This is a genomic window from Citricoccus muralis (genome assembly GCF_003386075.1).
Taxonomy (GTDB): domain Bacteria; phylum Actinomycetota; class Actinomycetes; order Actinomycetales; family Micrococcaceae; genus Citricoccus; species Citricoccus muralis.
In genome coordinates this window covers 3,066,435-3,084,761 of sequence record NZ_QREH01000001.1, presented here as the reverse complement: position 1 = coordinate 3,084,761, position 18,327 = coordinate 3,066,435, and the positions used below count along the sequence as shown (strand labels likewise).

18 protein-coding genes and 1 tRNA gene are annotated in these 18,327 nt (G+C 68.7%); 10 read left to right on the top strand and 9 right to left on the bottom strand.

Features of this window, described 5'->3' with window-relative positions; all coding sequences use genetic code 11:
- The first annotated feature begins 82 nt into the window (after window positions 1–82).
- A complete protein-coding gene (locus tag C8E99_RS13765; RefSeq protein ID WP_115932773.1) occupies window positions 83–1,066 on the top strand; it encodes a Cof-type HAD-IIB family hydrolase in 984 nt (327 codons plus the stop codon).
- 74 nt (window positions 1,067–1,140) lie between these two features.
- The gene (locus C8E99_RS13760; RefSeq protein ID WP_115932772.1) at window positions 1,141–2,199 is read left to right on the top strand and encodes an isopenicillin N synthase family dioxygenase; all 1,059 of its coding nucleotides are present in this window, start codon (window positions 1,141–1,143) and stop codon (window positions 2,197–2,199) included.
- Window positions 2,200–2,205: 6 nt separating this feature from the next.
- On the opposite strand, the gene C8E99_RS13755 is transcribed toward C8E99_RS13760, so the two are convergent.
- Both C8E99_RS13755 and C8E99_RS13750 read right to left on the bottom strand, forming a co-directional pair.
- Window positions 2,206–2,610: a DUF1801 domain-containing protein gene (locus tag C8E99_RS13755; RefSeq protein WP_245952353.1), complete on the bottom strand. Its 405-nt coding sequence runs from the start codon at window positions 2,608–2,610 to the stop codon at window positions 2,206–2,208.
- A 273-nt stretch (window positions 2,611–2,883) separates the two neighbouring features.
- Window positions 2,884–2,956 (bottom strand) — tRNA-Ala (locus tag C8E99_RS13750).
- Between the two features lie 470 nt (window positions 2,957–3,426).
- On the opposite strand from C8E99_RS13750, the gene C8E99_RS13745 reads away from it, so the two are divergent.
- Both C8E99_RS13745 and C8E99_RS16085 read left to right on the top strand, forming a co-directional pair.
- The gene (locus C8E99_RS13745) at window positions 3,427–5,181 is read left to right on the top strand and encodes a sodium:solute symporter family protein (protein ID WP_115932770.1); all 1,755 of its coding nucleotides are present in this window, start codon (window positions 3,427–3,429) and stop codon (window positions 5,179–5,181) included.
- A gap of 30 nt (window positions 5,182–5,211) precedes the next feature.
- Entirely contained in the window at window positions 5,212–5,343 is a 132-nt protein-coding gene (locus tag C8E99_RS16085; RefSeq protein ID WP_211309057.1) for a putative transporter small subunit, read from the top strand.
- Window positions 5,344–5,480: 137 nt separating this feature from the next.
- Here C8E99_RS16085 and C8E99_RS13740 read toward each other — a convergent pair whose 3' ends face one another.
- Window positions 5,481–5,981 (bottom strand): DUF456 domain-containing protein, encoded by a 501-nt coding sequence (locus tag C8E99_RS13740; protein ID WP_115932769.1) that lies wholly within the window; start codon window positions 5,979–5,981, stop codon window positions 5,481–5,483.
- Between the two features lie 63 nt (window positions 5,982–6,044).
- Here C8E99_RS13740 and ald point away from each other — a divergent pair, with 63 nt between their 5' ends.
- On the top strand, window positions 6,045–7,184 hold the full coding sequence (ald, locus tag C8E99_RS13735; RefSeq protein WP_115932768.1) for an alanine dehydrogenase: 1,140 nt from the start codon (window positions 6,045–6,047) through the stop codon (window positions 7,182–7,184).
- On the opposite strand, the gene C8E99_RS13730 is transcribed toward ald, so the two are convergent.
- The gene (locus C8E99_RS13730; RefSeq protein WP_115932767.1) at window positions 7,151–7,696 is read right to left on the bottom strand and encodes a DedA family protein; all 546 of its coding nucleotides are present in this window, start codon (window positions 7,694–7,696) and stop codon (window positions 7,151–7,153) included. The genes ald and C8E99_RS13730 overlap by 34 nt on opposite strands.
- A gap of 39 nt (window positions 7,697–7,735) precedes the next feature.
- Here C8E99_RS13730 and C8E99_RS15795 point away from each other — a divergent pair, with 39 nt between their 5' ends.
- Window positions 7,736–8,467 carry a GerMN domain-containing protein gene (locus C8E99_RS15795; RefSeq protein WP_147301243.1) on the top strand — a complete coding sequence of 244 codons (732 nt, stop codon included), beginning with the start codon at window positions 7,736–7,738 and terminating at the stop codon, window positions 8,465–8,467.
- 32 nt (window positions 8,468–8,499) lie between these two features.
- On the opposite strand, the gene C8E99_RS13715 is transcribed toward C8E99_RS15795, so the two are convergent.
- The 4 genes from C8E99_RS13715 to C8E99_RS13700 all read right to left on the bottom strand — a co-directional run bounded on the left by C8E99_RS13715 (window position 8,500) and on the right by C8E99_RS13700 (window position 13,370).
- Window positions 8,500–10,704: an acyltransferase family protein gene (locus C8E99_RS13715; RefSeq protein WP_115932764.1), complete on the bottom strand. Its 2,205-nt coding sequence runs from the start codon at window positions 10,702–10,704 to the stop codon at window positions 8,500–8,502.
- 65 nt (window positions 10,705–10,769) lie between these two features.
- Window positions 10,770–11,396 (bottom strand): pyridoxal 5'-phosphate synthase glutaminase subunit PdxT, encoded by a 627-nt coding sequence (gene pdxT / locus C8E99_RS13710; protein ID WP_115932763.1) that lies wholly within the window; start codon window positions 11,394–11,396, stop codon window positions 10,770–10,772.
- On the bottom strand, window positions 11,393–12,385 hold the full coding sequence (gene pdxS / locus C8E99_RS13705; protein WP_281269070.1) for a pyridoxal 5'-phosphate synthase lyase subunit PdxS: 993 nt from the start codon (window positions 12,383–12,385) through the stop codon (window positions 11,393–11,395). The genes pdxT and pdxS overlap by 4 nt, the downstream gene beginning before the upstream one ends.
- Before the next feature lie 139 nt (window positions 12,386–12,524).
- Window positions 12,525–13,370 carry an HpcH/HpaI aldolase/citrate lyase family protein gene (locus tag C8E99_RS13700; protein ID WP_115932762.1) on the bottom strand — a complete coding sequence of 282 codons (846 nt, stop codon included), beginning with the start codon at window positions 13,368–13,370 and terminating at the stop codon, window positions 12,525–12,527.
- Window positions 13,371–13,428: 58 nt separating this feature from the next.
- Between C8E99_RS13700 and C8E99_RS13695 the strand changes: the two genes are divergently transcribed.
- The 4 genes from C8E99_RS13695 (at window position 13,429) to C8E99_RS13680 (ending at window position 16,802) form a co-directional block, all read left to right on the top strand.
- Complete coding sequence (locus tag C8E99_RS13695; RefSeq protein ID WP_115932761.1) at window positions 13,429–13,914, top strand: helix-turn-helix domain-containing protein; 486 nt, start codon at window positions 13,429–13,431, stop codon at window positions 13,912–13,914.
- Window positions 13,915–13,934: 20 nt separating this feature from the next.
- Window positions 13,935–14,693, top strand: a complete 759-nt coding sequence (locus C8E99_RS13690) for a GerMN domain-containing protein (protein ID WP_115932760.1) — start codon at window positions 13,935–13,937, stop codon at window positions 14,691–14,693.
- Window positions 14,694–14,771: 78 nt separating this feature from the next.
- Window positions 14,772–15,986 carry an aminotransferase-like domain-containing protein gene (locus tag C8E99_RS13685; RefSeq protein WP_115932759.1) on the top strand — a complete coding sequence of 405 codons (1,215 nt, stop codon included), beginning with the start codon at window positions 14,772–14,774 and terminating at the stop codon, window positions 15,984–15,986.
- 189 nt (window positions 15,987–16,175) lie between these two features.
- Entirely contained in the window at window positions 16,176–16,802 is a 627-nt protein-coding gene (locus C8E99_RS13680; protein ID WP_115932758.1) for a PadR family transcriptional regulator, read from the top strand.
- Window positions 16,803–16,856: 54 nt separating this feature from the next.
- Here the strand turns inward: C8E99_RS13680 and C8E99_RS13675 are convergent, their stop codons facing one another.
- Window positions 16,857–18,239: an aminomethyl transferase family protein gene (locus tag C8E99_RS13675; RefSeq protein WP_170144615.1), complete on the bottom strand. Its 1,383-nt coding sequence runs from the start codon at window positions 18,237–18,239 to the stop codon at window positions 16,857–16,859.
- Between the last annotated feature and the right edge of the window lie 88 nt (window positions 18,240–18,327).

Genomic DNA, 18,327 nt, shown 5'->3' with positions numbered 1-18,327 from the left:
TTCGATGCGCGTGGACAGTAGTCCGCACCACATTAGGCGACGGGCCACGGTCTGGCATCCGGTCCGCCCGTAATCTGGTGACATGCGCACTGTGCCCCCGCTTGGACTGCTCCTGGACGTCGACGGCCCCATCGCCTCGCCCGAGACCCGCCGGGTGCCGGACGGCATCGTCACGGCACTGGTCTCCCTGGCGGGCCGAGGCATCCCCGTGGTCTTCAACACCGGCCGGTCCGCCGACTTCGTTCTGCAGCACGTGGCCACCCCACTCCTGGCCGCCGGCCTACCGGGCGACGCCCGATTCCATGCGGTGTGCGAGAAGGGCGCGGTCCACTTCTCCTTCGCTTCTCTGACCGAAACGGCAGCCCGTAACGCCGGGGACGGCGGCACCGGTCAGGGCGGAGCGGGTCAGGGCGGCACTGGCGGGGATCCCGACGCCGGCCTGCCCCGGGCCACGCGCGGCCACGGGGTGCCCGCCTGGATGGGGGTCGACGCCCGCATGCGGCTCCCAGCGGACCTGGAGTCCCGCTTGGTCCGACTGGTGGGCGACTACACGGACACCATGTTCTACGACGACACGAAGCTGGCCATGTTCTCGGCCGAGATGAACGTGGGCGAGTCCCCGGAGCGCTACCGCGCAGCTCAGCGCGACTTCGAGGACCGTGTGGCGGACCTCCTCGCCGAGGATCGTTCCGCCGAGGCTTTCCAGCTGGACTCGACCATCATCTCCTCGGACGTCGAGCACGTCTCCAGTGGCAAGGACCTGGGCGCGGAACGCTCCTGGGCCCTGATCGCTGCCGACGGGGAACTGCCGATGCGCTGGTTCACCTGCGGGGACTCCCGCACGGACTACGCCATGGCGGACTGGCTGCAAGCGCGCGGGGCGCCGGTGGTGCACGTGGATGTCCGGCACGAGGACGGCGTCCCGGAGACCCCGTACCGGGTGATGACCAGTGAGGACCTGGCCGCCCATGGTTTCGGGACGTCCGAGGCGCGGCACGAGGAAGCCGGGCAGGCCTTCCTGGAGTGGGCATTAAAGACCACTGGGGCACCGAACGCCACCATGTGACGAAATGCCGTCACCCGGGGTAGCGCAAGGCAACGTAGAAGCACGGGCGCCGGCCGGCGTCGTTGACTGGTTCCATGACTTCTGCGCTCTCTGACGACTCCATCACCACCGGGGCCCCGTTGGACATCCCGGTCCTGGACCTGTCCACCATGCGGGCCGTCGACGGCTCGTTCGCCCCGGATTTCCTGGACCGGTTGCGCCATGCCGCCCACCACGTGGGCTTCTTCCAGATCGTCAACTACGGCGCCGCGGCCGGCCAGGTGGATGACCTGTTCCGCGTCACCGCCGACTTCTTCGCCCGGCCGGACGAGGAGAAGCTGGCCCTGCACAACCAGAACTCCCCGCACTACCGCGGCTACTCCTCGGTAGGCTCCGAGCGCACCCAGGGACGCCCGGACTCGCGTGAGCAGATCGACTTCTCCCCGGACCGCGCCCCGGTCCCGGCCGAGCAGATCACACCGGGCGAGGAGTACTGGCACCTGCAGGGCCCCAACCAGTGGCCTGCGGACATGCCGGAACTCGAGCGGGCCGCCATGGACTGGACGGCGCTGATGGACCGCGTCGGCGAGGATCTGCTGAAGGCCCTGTGCGTCTCCATCGGCTTGGACGAGGACCACTTCGCGGAGCCGTTCAGTGGCGACCGCGCCTGGATGGGCAAGCTGGCCCACTATGTCGGCGGCGTGAAGGAGGCCGGTACTCAGGGCGTCGGCCTGCATGCCGACTACGGCTTCATCACCCTGCTGCTGCAGGACCTGGTGGGCGGCCTCGAGGTACGCCCCTATGGCCAGGAGCACTGGCTGCCCGTCGAGCCGATCCACGGCGCCCTGGTCGTCAACCTGGGCGAGATGCTCGAGGTGGCCACCAACGGATACCTCATGGCCACCATCCACCGGGCCGTCGCCCCGGACGAGGGCGTGGACCGCTATTCCGTGCCGTTCTTCTATTCCCCGCGCCTGGACGCCGTGATCGAGCCCGTGGACCTGCCGGCCGAGCTGGCCGCAGAGGCCCGCGGCGTCTCCGACGATCCGGACAACCCCATGCTGGCCTCGTTCGGCTCCAACATGCTCAAGGGCTTCGTCCGCGCGCACCCGAAGGTCACTGAGAAGTTCCACCCGGAGCTGGCCGCGAAGTAGCGCCCGCTACTCCGCTCCCGCCGCGCGTCGGACGACGTCTGCGAGCCGCTCCCAGGCCTTCTCGGTCGGATCGATGAGGGCGTACGAGGTCGGCCAGAAGCCATCAGCCTCGTCGAGGGCCGCCTTCGAGCTGACACCGAAGGTCGAGTATCGCTCCTGGTCCATCTGCCCACTGCGGAAGAAGACCACGACCTTTCCGTCCCGGTTATATCCGGGCTGACCGTAGTAGAGCTTCGGCGCCAGGTCGGGCGCCACCGTGGTGACGATCGAGTGCAGCCGTTCGGCCATCTCCCGGTCCCCCTCGGGCATCTGCGCGATCTTCGCGAGAAGGTCCGCCTCTTCCGCAGCCGCCTTCTTCGCTCCCTTGGCCCGCTTGGCGTCTGCCTTCAGCTCGGCGGCACGCTCCTTCATGGAGGCTTTCTCCTGTGCAGAGAATCCACCTGCGGAATCGCCGTGAGTCGTCATCGTCGCTTCTCCTCGGTCTCACCTGGTTGGTGCCGACCACACTAACGGCGGCGCCAACCGGGGCGCTTCTCGATTCCTGACCAGTTCGCCGTCCGCCCAAGCGCGGGCTTGAGGTGCTCAAGACATGAGAAACGGGAGCCCGGCCGATGGCCGGACTCCCGTTCAACTGTCACCGATGACGCGACTCAGGTGTAACCCCTGTCCCGACTCATCACATTGTGGAGCCTAGGGGAATCGAACCCCTGACCTCTTCATTGCGAACGAAACGCTCTACCAACTGAGCTAAGGCCCCGCGGATCCCGACGCATCGCCGGAAGGCGCTCAGCCATCATACTCGCTCACTGGCCACCCTTCGAATTCGCAGGTGTCCCCCGCGCTCCCACATCCTCACGGACTTGCCCAGAGCCCGCCCATGGCCGCCTGTGAAGATCCTGGAAACCCCTTTCTGACAAGGCACTTTCCTTCAAGATCAGCCATCCGAACTGGTATTGCGGTTGCAAACATGAGAGACTTCAGCGGTTGGCTTCATTGCCAACGCCGGTGTGAGAGAGCCCAGCAGGGTGCATGGACACGACATGCAGACCCGCTGAAATGGCTCCCGCCGGAGGCAGCCTGAAGAGCTGTCGCGGGGCCCGAACGGGGCCATCGCAAGCGGCCCGAGGGGGCCGCTGGTAGCCGGAGACGGCTACGTACCACGGTCCGCGGGGACTGAACGCCAGCCCCGTGGGCCGCTGTCATTGTCGCCGAGATGAAAGGATCGGGATGCCACCCGCTCAGGAGATCAATCAACTAGGAATCATGGCAGTGGTGTTGCTGCTGGTCCTCTTCTACGGCGGAACCATGTGGATGTCCGTGGGCATCAGCCGGAAGAAGGAGAATGCCGACGGCTACATGACCGCCGGCAACAACATCGGATTCGGCATCTCCGCGGCATCGATGACCGCCACCTGGATCTGGGCCTCGTCCATGTACGCCTCCGCCACCGCGGGCTACACATACGGCATCTCCGGCCCCATCCACTACGGGCTCTGGGGAGCCCTGATGATCCTCTTCATCTACCCCTTCGGCAAGCGCATCCGCAAGGTTGCCCCGAAGGCCCACACCTTGGCCGAGGTCATGTACGCGCGGCACGGACGGTCCTCCCAGCTGATGCTGGCCGGATCCAACGTCCTGGGCTCACTGATCTCGTTGACCTCCAACTTCATCGCCGGCGGCGCCCTCATCTCGATGCTGTCCCCGCTGAGTTTCGGCGCGGGCATCGTGATCGTGGCCGCGGGCGTGTTGATGTACACCTTGTGGTCCGGCTTCCGCGCCTCGGTGCTGACCGACTTCGCCCAGGTGATGTTCATGCTCGGCGCGGCCGCCATCATCATCCCCGTGATCTTCTTCGTGGCCGGCGGGCCGGGCATGTTCGAGGCCGGCGTGGCTGCCGGCAACGTCACCCCACAGCAGGAGAACTTCTTCTCCTCCGAGGCCTTCATGAACCAGGGCGCCCCGTACATCGCGGCCGTCCTGGCCTACGCGATCGGCAACCAGACCATCGCGCAGCGTCTGTTCGCAGTGCGGGAGGATCTCATCAAGCCGACTTTCGTGACCGCCACCATCGGCTACGGCGGCTCGGTGATCGGCATCGGCATGCTCGGTGTGATGGCGCTGTACCTGGGCGTGGAGCCCATGAACGGTGACGTCAACAACCTCATCCCGCAGATGGCCGGCACCTACCTCGGCCCGATCCTGTTGGGCCTGGCGTTCATCATGATCATCGGCGCCCTGTCCTCCACCGCTGACTCCGATCTGGCCGCCCTGTCCTCCATCGTCATGGCGGACATCTACGGCCAGTCCGTCGGCAAGAAGAAGGCCAACCCGAAGACCATGCTGCTGGTCGGCCGCATCAGCATGATCGTGGCCACGGGCGCGGGATTGTATTTCGCCACGGCGCAATTCAACATCCTCGATCTGTTGGTGTTCGTCGGTGCCCTGTGGGGCTGCCTGGTGTTCCCGGTCATCGCCTCGTTCTACTGGCCGAAGGTCACCAACGCGGCCTTCTCCGTCTCGGTGCTCGCCGCCCTCGTGGCCTTCCTGCCGGTGCGCTTCGAATGGATCCCGTTCACCGGCGTCCTCGGCTTCAGCGTCGAGCTGTTGGCCACGGTCGGCATCGGCGTGGTGCTGGGCATCATGTCCTTCGGGTTCTTCGGACTGAAGCCGGCGATCTGGGTCGGCGGGATCGCCACCGTGGCGGCCGCGCCGTTCACGTTTGCCGGGATCTTCACCGACGGCCTGCGTGACTACACGGTGCTCTCCGCCTCGCTGGTCGCCTACGCGGTCTCCTTCCTGGTCTGCTATCTGATGTCGGTCCGGTCGAAGCAGAACTTCGACTTCGACGTCATCAAGGACATCACCGGCGACTTCGACCCGGACAGCCCGCAGACGGCCGAGCAGATCGTGGCGGCCGCTGCCGCCGCCAAGGCATCGGAGACGTCCGGGGGATCTTCCTCGGCCGACTCCCAGCGCGACTGACCGGCCGCGACGAACCAGAAAGGAACCACCATGACAACACTTCTGCTGACTGTGTACGTACTGATGTGGCCCGTGATCGTGGCCGCCGTCCTGTTCTTCATCGCGCGCGGCTTCTTCCGCGACGTCTCGGAGTCCAAGAAGGCGGGCCGCCCGATCATCTGATCGGGTCCCCACCCCCACCAACGACGGCGGCGCGTCACCTTGCGAAGGTGACGCGCCGTCGTCGTTGTCCTGGCCTTTGATCATGCGGAGCCGGCCAGCCAGGACCTGCGAGAGCCGGCGCTTCCGGCCTGAGCGCCTCAGCGGTTGAGGAAGTGGACGAGCACCCCGATCGCGAAGGACGAGGCGGCCAGCGAGGCACAGCCGAACTCCACGAGGATGCCGAGTCCCATGGACTTCAGCGCCTCCCAGGAGGATCGCGCGGCGGCCTTCAGGTCCCGGCGCCGGGCGAACTCCGCGGCCAGCAGGCCCACGGCGAAGCCGACGAATAGCCCGACCACGGGGATCACGAACATGCCCACGATCGCGCACACCACGCCCACCAGGACTGGGCCGCTCGGAATCTGCTCGCGCTTCATCTTCCGGCCGGTCAGTACTGCTGACGCGCTCAGGCCGGCGATGGCCAGACCGGCCCCGATGATCGCGGCGGTCCAGGCGGCAGGCGAGCCGAGGATCCACGCCCAGCCGATGAGCGTGAGGACGGTCAGGATGGAACCGGGCAGGATCGGGATGATGGTGCCGAGCACGGCCACCACCAACAGCAGCCCGGCGATGACGGTGGTGATGATCTCGTAGTCCACATGCCCAGTATGGTGCCGGAATCGCTCCTCCCTGAAACGGGTCCAGCAGGCTAACGTCGAATCATGCTCATCGGCGTCCCCACTGAAATCAAGAACAACGAATTCCGCGTCGGCCTCACCCCCGTCGGCGTCACGGAACTCGTCCACCACCAGCACGAGGTCATGGTCCAGTCTGGGGCCGGGCTCGGCTCGGGCACTTCGGATGAGGACTACCGGCAAGCCGGAGCCCGCATCGTGTCCTCGGCCGAGGAGATCTGGGACCAGGCCGCCCTGGTGCTCAAGGTCAAGGAGCCGGTGGGCCCCGAATGGCAGCTGATGCGCCGGGGGCAGATTCTGTTCACCTATCTGCACCTCGCCGCCGATCCGAAGCTCACCCACGCCGTGCTCGAGTCCGGTACCACGGCCATCGCCTACGAGACCGTCACCCGCGGGCACGCCCTGCCGCTACTGGCCCCCATGAGCCAAGTCGCCGGACGCCTCGCTCCCCTGGCCGGCGCCTACCACCTGACCCAGGCCCAGGGCGGCTCCGGCATCCTCATGAGCGGCGTACCCGGAACCCGGCAGGCCCGCGTGGCCGTGATCGGGGCCGGCGTCGCCGGCGAGGCGGCTGCCGTGGTCGCCGCCGGCATGGGTGCCGATGTGACCGTCCTGGACATCAACCTCAGCCGTCTCACCGAACTGGACACCGCGCACCAGGGGCGGTTGCACACGCTGGCCTCCTCGAAGATGCACATCGCCGAGACCGTGGCGAATGCCGACCTGGTGATCGGCTCGGTACTCATCCCCGGCGCGGCAGCCCCCAAGCTGGTCACCGCGGACATGGTGGCGTCCATGCGCCCCGGCTCAGTACTCGTGGACATCGCGATCGACCAGGGCGGCTGCTTCGAGAACTCCCGGCCCACCACCCACCAGGAACCGACCTTCCGGGTGGGTGAGCAGATCTACTACTGCGTGGCCAACATCCCCGGGGCCGTCCCCCAGACCTCGACGGCGGCCCTCACCAACGCCACGCTGCCCTACATCCTGCGGATCGCCGATCACGGCTGGCGTGAGGCCCTCGCCGCGGACGAAGGGCTGCTGTCCGGGCTGAACGCCCACGAGGGCGTCCTCACCCACCAGGGGGTCACCGACGCCGTGGCCGGACCGCTGGGGCTGGACCCGCAACTGGACTACCGGCCGGCGTCGGACGTGGTCGCCGGCTGATGCCGGGCCGCCTGGCGGGCCCTGCGCTGGGCGCGCGAGGCCCGCAACCGGGCGAGGCCGCCCGTGCGCCACAGGATCAACACCACGACGCCGGCCAGCACCAGGACCAGCGCGAGCAGCGCCACCGGGCTCGCTAGTGCTGTGGTGATGACCGCCCAGACGACGGCCATGCCGACGGTCCCGTAGATGATGCCCCAGATCAGGGATCCGAGCAGGGCGGCGGGGATGAACCGGCGCCACCGCATGCGCGTCACTCCAGCTGTGCCGATGACGGCGGTCTGGATGCCGACCGTGAGGAAGCAGAATGGAATGGCCCAGGGCCCCCAGCGGTCGATGAACCCCATGGCGCGCAGGTAGACCGGGCCGGACATGTAGCGGCGCAGGGCGGTGTGCTCGGCCCCGGCGGCGATCCCCCGGCCGAGGACGTATGTGGCGGTGGAGCGGCACAGGGCGCCGCCCCAGAACAGGAGGATGGCCCAGACCAGCGGCAGGGAGGCGATCCAGTCCATCATGGGGCAAGTCTAGGCGCCGACCTCGTCTAGGCTCAGGGTATGAGCCAGACGCGAACCGCCCGACGCCCATTCCTTGTCACGGCGGCCCTGACCGCCGTGCTGTCCCTCGGCCTGACCGCCTGTGGAACGGGCGGCGGCGAGGCCTCCGAGAGTCCCACCACCTCCCCGAGTGACACCGCCAGCGCCAGCGCGTCGGCCACCGAGTCGATGCCGGCAACGGAGTCAGCGACGCCAAGCGATTCTGCCACCGCGTCCCCTTCGGCCAGCTCGGCCCCGTCCGGTTCCCCCTCCGCCTCAGCGTCCGGTTCTGCGTCGGGTTCTGCGTCCGCATCGGAGACCGCACAGGGCGCCACCGAGGCCACCGTGTACTGGGTGGCGATGGACAACCTCGAGGGCATCGAGTTCCCGGGGTGTGGGGACAGCAGCCTGATGGAGTCCACCGCCCCGGTCTCGGGCGTCGGAGACGTGGGTGACCCGTCCTTCGTGGAAGCCGGCCTCCAGGTGCTGCTGGACCAGTCCGAGTACGAGGTCGGTTCCGGCCTGACCAACTCGCTCTACCAGTCCGAACTCGAGGTCACGGAGGTCTCCATCTCCGGCGACACCGTGACCGTGGACCTGACCGGCACCCCGATCTCCTCCGGCACCTGCGATGATCCGCGCATCATCGCCCAGCTGGAGAACACCGCCCTGGCCAACGCCGGCGTCTACGCCGCCCAGATCCTCCTCGACGGCACCCCGATCCAGGAGGCCATGAGCCAGAAGGGCGCCTGAGCCGCCTCAGGCCGAACGCCCGGTGCTTCTTCCTACTGGAGTGCCGGGATCAGGTCCTGACTTTCCAGCACCTCACCGAGCCAGGGGGCCATCGACTCGGCATACGTCGAGGTGAGGTGGTTCTTGTCCCGCCACACCACCACCGTCCCGATGACCGCGGGGCAGGTGCCGTCCGGGCAGATGCCGCCGACCAGGTCCACGGGAACCGCTGCCGCGGCACGCTCCAGGGCCACACGCTGCTGGTCGGCCCCCGAGGGCTCGGCCTCGTTCGCGGCGAAGCCACACTCCTGGACATAGGTGTCCGGGCGAGTCTCGATGCACTCCGGGATGTTGTAACCGGGAATCGGCGGGTCGATGATCACGCCGACCGGGATCCCGCTCTCCTCCAGCGCGTTCCACGCCGCGGCCTGGCCTTCCGGCACGGAGGTCTGGTCCTCGGGCGCCTCGTAGATGAAGGAGGACGTCAGGACGAGGTCATAGTCCCCGGCCCGCAATTTCTCCATCACCCCGGCGTTCCACCGCTCGCACTCAGAGAACACGTCCTCCTCCAGCAGCACCTGGCCGGCAGTGAGGGGGCAGGAGGACTTCAGGTAGGTGCTGACCTGCCAGCCGTTCTCGGCGGCCAGCCGGTTCACGGCGGCCTGCCAATGGGCCGCGTGGGAGTCGCCGGTCAGGGCCACGCGGAACTCGGAGTCGTCAGGACCGTAGGTACAGGCGAGCGGCTCAGTCTCCCGATCACTCTGCACGCAGTCCTGGGCGTACGCCTCCGGCAGGTCGAGGTCCACCGTGTCCGCCCCGGGCAGCAGCGCCTCGACCGGCGTGTGGCCCAGGGCGGCCTGCGGGTCCGCCTGCAGCAGCTCACCCCCGAGCAGCACGGGCCCCGCCTCGGTGCCTTCGCCGCCCTGACCGCCTTCGTCTCCCTCGGTCGGGTCCGACTGCTCCGATGCAGCCTCATCCAACGCCTCCGCATAGGTGGGCGGCTGCCAGCCCTGGGGGCCGGTTCGGGACGTGGCGAGGTCCAGGGACGCCGTCCCGACGATGACCGCGAGCGAGGCGGCGAGCCCGACCTGGATCGCCTTCCAGGGGGGCCTGACGACGGTCCAACGCTGGAACGGCTTCTCCACCCACCGGTAGCTGGCCCAGGCCGGCAGGAAAGACAGGGCCGCGACCGCCGTCCCGACGTACCAGGGCAGCCCGCCGAAGAGGAACGTGGCCATGACGATCAGCGGCCAGTGCCACAAGTACAGCGAGTAGGAGAGGTCCCCGACAGCCGTCATAGGACGCAGGGACAACAGCGAGCCGACGCCTGAACGCTCCCGGGAGTTCAGACCGGAGACGATCACGGCCGCAGCACCGAGGGTCGGCACCAGGGCTGCCGTGCCAGGAAAGGACGTCGCTCCGCTGAAGGACACTCCGGCCCCGATCATGGCGGCCAGCCCGGCCCAGCCCAAGGCCAGGGCCCACCGTCGGGGCAGGTTCGCCAGGCGGGTGGCGAACAGGGCCAGAAGCACGCCCACCCCGAGCTCGTGGATACGTGTGGTGGTGGCGAAGTACGCCATCCCCGGATTCACCGCCGTGAGGTGCAGGGAGTGCACCAGTGAGCCGATGAACAGGACCACCGCGGCCCCCACGATCCACTGCCGCTGGATCACCGCGAGACTGGACGCAGCACGGTGCCGGGACCCGCCTGCGTCGGGCCGCTCCTGGCGAGCGTGACGGCGGCGGGCGATCACCAGGACGAGGATGAGCACCAGGGGCCAGAGCAGGTAGAACTGCTCCTCCACGGCGATCGACCAGTAGTGCTGCAGCGGACTGGCGGCCTCGTCCTGGCGCAGATAGTCCGTGGACCCCTGACCGAGGATCCAGTTGACCACGAACAGCACACTGCCCGTGGCCTCGGTGGCGATCGCATCCCAGCGGGAGCGCGGCAGGATCGCCAGGGTCAGCAGCACCGTGCCGATCAGCGCCACCAGGGCCGCCGGGAGGATGCGCCGGACCCGCCGTCCGTAGAAGTCCACGAGGTCCAGCCGGCCGTGCTCCCGGATGCGGGCGAGCAGCCCGGACGTGATCAGGTATCCGGAGATGACGAAGAAGATGTCCACGCCCACGTAACCACCGGGAGCGAACGGCAGGCCAGCGTGGTAGAGGAGGACGAGCAGCACCGCCAGGGCACGGAGCCCCTGGATATCGGACCGGAACCGGGTGCCGGGGTGATGCTCTGGGGAACCTGGTGACACGACTTCTCCGACTCTGCTGGAACGCGAAGTACTCTATCCGACCGAGACTGAGAGGTGGGCTCAGGTCAGTGGATCACGTGCTCCAGGAAGTAGCGGTGGAAGGACCAGTCGCCGGTGACCTCCGGGTGGAAACTCGTGGCCAGCAGACGGCCCTGCCGGACGGCCACGGGGATGTCCCCGGCCGGGTTCTCCGGATTTTCCAGGCACGACGCCGGCACGCTCGCCAGCACCTGCACGTCCGTTTCCGCTCGCAGCACCGCGGGGGCCCTGATGAAGACGGCGTGCACGGGGTCCCCGGAGACCTCCGGCACCTCGAGGGCCGTCTCGAAGGACTCCACCTGGGAGCCGAAGGCATTGCGTTGCACGGTGATGTTCAGCCCGCCGAAGCTCTGCTGCCCCGCGATCGGGTTGGCAATCGACTCGGCCAGCATGATCATCCCGGCGCAGGTGCCGTAGACCGGCAGGCCCTCCCCGATCGCCTGACGGATGGCCGGGGCCACACCGAGCAGCCGGGAGAGTTTGTCCATTACGGAGGACTCCCCGCCGGGGATGACCAGGCCGTCCAGCCCGGTCAGGTCCGCGGCGGAACGCACCGGCCGGACGCTCGCCCCGAGGGCGGTCAGCACCCGTACGTGTTCGGCCACATCTCCCTGGAGGGCGAAGACGCCGACGGAGGCGGGGCCCGCTGTCACCAACCGCGGTCGGCGAGGCGGTGCGGGGCGGGCAGGTCGCCGACGTTGATGCCGACCATCGCCTCGCCGAGACCGCGGGAGGCCGCGGCGACCGCGCCGGCGTCGTTGAACTGCGCCGTGGCGCGCACGATCGCGGCGGCGCGGGCCGCGGGGTTGCCGGACTTGAAGATGCCCGAGCCCACGAAGACGCCGTCCGCACCGAGCTGCATCATCAGCGCGGCATCGGCGGGCGTGGCCACGCCGCCGGCGGTGAAGAGCACCACGGGCAGCTTGCCCTCCCGGGCGACCTCGGCCACCAGCTCGTAAGGCGCCTGGAGCTCCTTGGCGGCCACGTACAGCTCGTCCTTGCTCAACGCGGACAGCTTCGCGATCTCGCCGCGGATGGTGCGGATGTGCTTGACGGCCTCGGAGACGTCACCGGTGCCGGCCTCGCCCTTGGAGCGGATCATGGCCGCACCCTCGGTGATGCGGCGCAGGGCCTCGCCGAGGTTGGTGGCGCCACAGACGAAGGGGACGGTGTAGTCCCACTTGTCGATGTGGTTGATGTAGTCGGCCGGGGAGAGGACCTCGGACTCGTCGATGTAGTCGACCTTGAGCGCCTCCAGGACCTGGGCCTCCACGAAGTGGCCGATGCGGGCCTTGGCCATGACGGGGATGGAGACGGCCTCGATGATTCCGTCGATCAGGTCTGGATCGGACATGCGGGCCACCCCGCCCTGGGCGCGGATGTCCGCGGGGACGCGCTCGAGGGCCATGACGGCCACGGCGCCGGCGTCCTCGGCGATCTTGGCCTGCTCGGCGGTGACCACATCCATGATCACGCCGCCCTTGAGCATGTCCGCCAGGCCGCGCTTCACGCGGGCGGTGCCGGTGCGGGCCGAGCCCTGTCCGGAATCGGCAATGGAGCCCGGGGCCGGGGTGGAGGGGTCTGAGGTGTACGAACCGATGGAGGACTCGGTGGGCTCAGTGGATTCAGGGGTGTTGTTCATGGTGTTCCTTTGCGGGTGCGGCCGGCCGGGGTGGAGGGGATCACACCGGTGCTCTCGGGAAAGAATCTACCCGCCCCAGGACCGGGTGCGGGGTGTTCGATGTTAGCCGGTGACGAAGCGTGACCTCCGGTCGGAGGTCTCAAGCGTTCCAGAGCCCGTACGAATCGGCCAGGTCGGCGATCTTCTGCGCGCGGGCCAGGCGGGGCAGGTAGGAGCCATCGCCCACGGAGGCCCCGGCCTGGTGGGCCTGCAGCATGTCCACGGCCCAGGAGACCTCGTCCTCGGACGGGGACAGGGCCAGGTTGATGGATTCGACCTGCTCGCGGTTGAGGCACAGTCGCCCGGTCATGCCCATGGACTGGGTGATGCGGGAGGACTCGACCACCGTGGCGTTGTTGTCCGCCGCGCCGGGAGGGCCGTCGATCGCGCCGGGAAGCTTGCCCACGCGGGAGGCGATAACCAGCCGCGAGCGCGCATAGGCCATGGCCATCGGGTCGTCCGAGATGCCGGTGTCCTTGCGGAAGTCATTGGTGCCGAAGGCCAGGCGGAACGTCCCGGGGGCCTTGGCCACGGCGGTGGCGTTGTCCAGCCCGACGGCCGTCTCGATCAGGGCAATCACGGGGGTCCCGGCGCGCAGGCGCATGGCGGTCAGCGTGACCTGCTCGGGCTCCTCGGCCAGGGCCAGCATCACGCCGCGCAGCCCCTCGGTGCCGGACAGGGCCTCCAGGTCCTGCTGCCAGTCATCGGTGTCGATCCCGTTGATCCTGACCCAGGCGGACATGCCGCCATTGAGGGCCTCCACCACGTTGGCGCGCGCGGCGTCCTTCTTCTCGGCCGGGACGGCGGCTTCCATGTCGAACAGCACCGAGTCCGCCTCGGAGGCGAGCCCGGGGGCGAAATCCTCCGGCTTCGCCGCGTTCACCAGCAGCCAGGAACGGCTCAACTTGGCGGGCAGGGCGGCGGCACGACGGTTACGCAAGGGCATGGATCCCAGCCTACCCGCGCACCGGACGCCCCGGGAAAGCCTGACTAGGGTTGGGCTCATGGCCGAAGAGATCCCCATCCTCACCCGCAGCTTGACCGTCGGGCCCCTCGACGAGGACGAGCGGGAGATCCTCTCCCGCCTTCCCGGACTCACGGCAACCGGTGCGCCCGCACCCGCCGGACAGCCGGGCACGACGCCGGACGCCACCGTGGTGCTGGACGGCACCACGGTGCGGCTCGGCCCGGCGGCCACCGCGGCGGTGCTCGAGCTGCTCGGCCGGCTCGCCTCGGGCGCGGCGGTGACGGTATCCGAGCAGGACCGGTGGCTGAACACCTCCCAGGCGGCACGGTTGGCCGGGGTCTCCAACACCTACCTGCGCCAGTTGGCGGACCGTGGCGAGATCCCCGTGACGTACCGGGGGACGCACCGGCGGATCCACCCCGATGACGTCCTCGCGTGGGTTCGGCAACGTGGCAGCGGCGAGGTGGGAACGCCGGGGACGGCAGAGGCGGCGGAGTACGATAGTCAGGATTCCCCGCCGTAGCCCTGCCGTTCAGGAGATCCATGACCTCGCGACGCCGACCGGACCACGCGTCCGGCCACCCGGCCCTGCGCCGGACCGCCGCGGGGCTGACCGCCGCCCTGGCCACCGTCGTACTGGCCGGGTGCTCGATCTTCCCTTTCCCCAACGAGGCACCGACCGACCAGGATGGTACGGCCCTCCCCGAGGCGAACGCGAGCGGCTATGCGGAACTGCCGCTGTACTTCGTGGCCCTGAGCGGGGACTTCCCACCGGCGACCACGGGCCGGGACGTCGCCTGCCAGGATCTGCTGGTCCGCGCCTCGTCCGTTCCGGTCAAGACCGAGGACCGGGTGGGTTCCGCGGTCGGTTTCCTGATCGACGACGAGCAGTACAGCCACGGCGATCCGGCCATCACGAACTCCGTGGACCCGTCCGAGGACGGCCTGCTCTACTCCTCCAGCCGCGTGGAGGGTGACACCGTGACGGTGGAGCTGACCGGGGACGTGGTGACCCGCAGCCAGTGCGAGTCGTTCCGCATCCGAGCCCAGCTCAACCGCACGGCGGCCGCAGCGGCCGGAGTGGAGAACGCGGAGATCCTGGTGGACGGCGTCCGGCTCGAGGAGATCCTCGGCCTGCCCGAGCTGGAGTTGGGCGAGGAGTTCACCACTCCGGCGGATGAGCCAGCCCCCGGCGAGGGCACAGACAGCACGGAGGGCGCCGCCCCTGAGGGCGGAACCGGCGAGACCGACGAGTTGGACGAGATCGGCGACCCCAACCAGCTCAACGGCAACCAGGGCTGATCCGGGGCCGCTTCGGGACAACCCCAGGGTGCGGCCATCCCTTCCGCCGTAGCTCGACCCGTTGTTAGCATCGGCCCCATGGCCGACCCTTCAGCATTCCTTTCAGACCGCGCGCGCGGCGTGAAGCAGTCGGCGGTGCGGGATGTCTTCGACCTCGCCATGACCCCCGGGATCATCTCCCTGGCCGGAGGCAACCCCTGGCTCGACGACCTCCCCTTGGCCGATCTCGGCACCATCGCCGAGGAGCTCGTCGCCCGGCAGGGTCACCTCAGCCTGCAGTACGGCGCCGGCCAGGGCACCCCTGAACTGCGGGATGCGGTCTGTTCCGTGATGGCCGCGGACGGGATCGCGGGCGCGGATCCGGAGCACGTGGTCATCACGCCCGGCTCCCAGGCGGCCATCGACACCGCGGCACGCATGCTCGGCAACCCGGGGGACGTCGTCGTGGTGGAGGACCCCACGTTCGTGGGTGCCCTGAACACCTTCAACACGTGGGAACTGGACGCCGTGTCCACCCCCACCGATGAGGAGGGCCTGATCCCCGCGCTGCTGCGCACCACCCTGCAGCGACTGCGCGCCGCCGGGCGCCGGGTCGCGTTCCTCTACACGATCCCCTCCTATGCGAACCCCTCCGGGGCGCTCATGCCGGCCGAGCGGCGCGAGGAGGTCGCCCGGATCTGCCGCGAGGAGGACGTCCTCATCGTGGAGGACAACGCCTACGGCCAGCTCGGCTTCCAGGACGGCCCCGTGGCTCCGATCGCCGCGGCCCACCGCGACCAGGTCATCTACCTCGGCACCGTCTCGAAGATCTTCTCCCCCGGCGTGCGCATCGGCTGGGCGCTGGTGCCGCCGGCGCTGCTGCGCGAGTTCTACCTGTCGGCGGAATCGGCCTTCGTCTGCCCGCCGGTGTTCAGCCAGATGCTCTCCACGGCGTTCCTCACCCGGTTCGACTGGCAGGCCCACGTAGCCCGCTGCGCCGCCGAGTACGCCCTGCGCTGCGACGCCCTGGTGGACGAGATGCAGCAATCCCTGGACCCGCGCGTGACCTGGACCCGGCCGGCTGGCGGCTTCTTCGTCTGGTCGCGGATGCCGGACGGGCTGGACACGCTGCCCCTGATGCACGCGGCGGCGGAGGCTGGAGTCGTGTTCGTTCCGGGCGGCGCCTTCACGCCCGACGCCGGCCCTCACCCCCACTTCCGGCTCGCCTTCTCCTTCGTGGCACCGGAGACGCTGCGCGAGGGCGTACGCCGACTGGCCCCGGTGCTCAACGGAGCCCTGCCGGGCCTCCCGTGACCAAAGCCCCCGCAGCGCACCGTGACCCTCACCGTTGTGACGCCAGGGCGTCACGTTGTACCCAGGGGCCCTATCGTCATAGGTATATGGCTTGCGCCCCGTTACAGTGGTGCGGATCACCGTATTCGTCCGGGGCGGCAGCCCGGGGCAGCAGACCACAGCCGGGCGTCCGGCAGGAAGGGTGACCACATGTCCCTGCGCAACGCGCTGCTGGCCCTGCTCACCGTGGAGCCCATGACCGGATATGACCTGGCCAAGCGCTTCGGCTCCTCCGTGGGCAATGTGTGGCATGCCCCCGATTCCCAGATCTACCCGGAACTGCGCCGGATGCTGCAGGACGGACTACTGGAGTCCGAGGAAGTCCCCTGGGGTCGCAAGGGACGGAAGATCGAGTACACCATCACCGAGCAGGGTCGGGCGGCCTTCGGCGAGTGGATGGACTCAGACCTGCAGTGGACCCGTGACCGAGACCCCATGCACCTGCGGGCCGCCTACTTCGAATACGCCACCCCGGACCGCGCCCGCGCCCAGTTGACGGCCTACCGGGAGCACATCCTGCAGCTCCGTGGGCAGTGGCAGCAGCAGATCGACGAGGTCGTCGCCGGCACCTCGGAGACCCTCAACCGCCGGCTCGAGACCGTCCCCGCCTCCCAGCACCGCCGCACCACCGCCTTCAAGAAGTTCACCTACGAGGGACTCGTGGACCGCGCGGACGTGGAGATCGCCTGGGCCGAGCGGGGGCTGAAGCTCCTGGACGAGTTGGATGGCCTGGATGCGCAGGACGAACTGGGCACCCTGAGCACCCAGGACGCGTAACCACCGCAGCGTGGACTGGATGACCGGCGGTGACGGGCCGGCGCCGGGAACCCCTCAGCCGTTGTCCCGGTACTGGGTCCGCGCGTACTCCTGATAGGGGGCCGGGGCCACGGTGGCACGAATCCTCACCTGCCGGTGGCCCTGGTCCACCTGGGGCTTGCGGGAGACCGGGTCCTCGCCCCAGACGACCTCGACCTCCTCCCCGTCCGCGATGGTCGCGTCCAGGGTGGCCAGGGACATGTACAGCTGAGGGAAGGCCACGTAGCCGGCGTCCGTGGAGATGCCCACCCGCTGCGAGCCCCGCACCACCTCGTCCATCTGGTAGAAGCCATACCGTGCCTTCGGGAAGTCCAGGTACTTGGCCGGGGTCCCCTCCTCCAGCTGGGATTTCACGACGCCGGCCACGTCGTCCGCGTTCCACAGCAGCGTGACCTTGCGCCGGGTCTGATTCTCGGCATGCCGCTCCAGGGCCTCGCGGCCGTGGAAGTCGTGGTCGAACCGCACCGAGCGGCCCAGCCCGAAGTCATAGGGCGTGGCGTAGTAGTCCTCCACGTTCTCGGAGTACAGAGAGCCGCCGATCGACCCGGCCCGGGCCGCGGGCAGCCACTGCCGGTATTCGGCGAAGTCCTCGCCGAAGATGGCCGGCAGCGGTGTGGGGACCCAGCCGGATTCCAGCGGCGAACTGGAGTAGGCCTTGGCGCCGACCTGCCGGATACCGTGCTCCGTCCCAGCTTCCAGCAGGGCGCCGTGGACGGCCTCGTGCTCCTCCCACGGCCCGTAGAACTCGAAGCCGGGCTGGCCGGCCATGCCGTGACGCAAGGCCTTGACGTCCTTTCCGGCGATCCTCACGTCGGCGATGTGGAAAAACTTCACGTCCGGCACCGGGCCGCCGAAGACCTTCTCCATGACCCGGTCGGCTTCCGGCCCCTGCAACTCGTACCGGTAGAAGCTGGGCGGACCGGGGCGCATGTTCGAGTTCGGGTCCAGCCGCTGGTGCACGTCCTTCCCGGCCTCCTGGGCCTTCTCCACGTTGAATCGGATCCAATCGATCTGGATGTGGTGACCCACCAGGACCAGGCCTTCACGCTCGTCGGCGTTGTAGAACAGGATGCCGTCGCCGATCAAGTAGCCGTCCTCGTTCACGGTGATCAGCTGCTTGGCCACCCCCGGGCGGAACGTGGCAAAGGTATTCGGGGAGAGGGACTCGAGCAGCGGGATGAGGTCGGCACCGCCGAGGAACAGCTGGGTCATGTGGTGCGACTGGTCCATCAGCCCCACGGTGGTGCGCCACGCGCGCTGCTCGTCCCGCCAGTTCGTAAACTCGGGGGTGATGGGAAAGGTGATGGACGGCCAGTCCTGATTGCGCAGGAACTCGACGGGGCTTCCGGTCCGTTCGATGGCCTGGGCGAGTGATTCAGTGGCTTCGGTCTGTGACATGGTGATGATCCTCCCGATCGGGACGGGCCTCGATCCCTCGGACAGTCATCAGGGGATCCACGAGGCCGGTGCGTCCAACCTAGACACC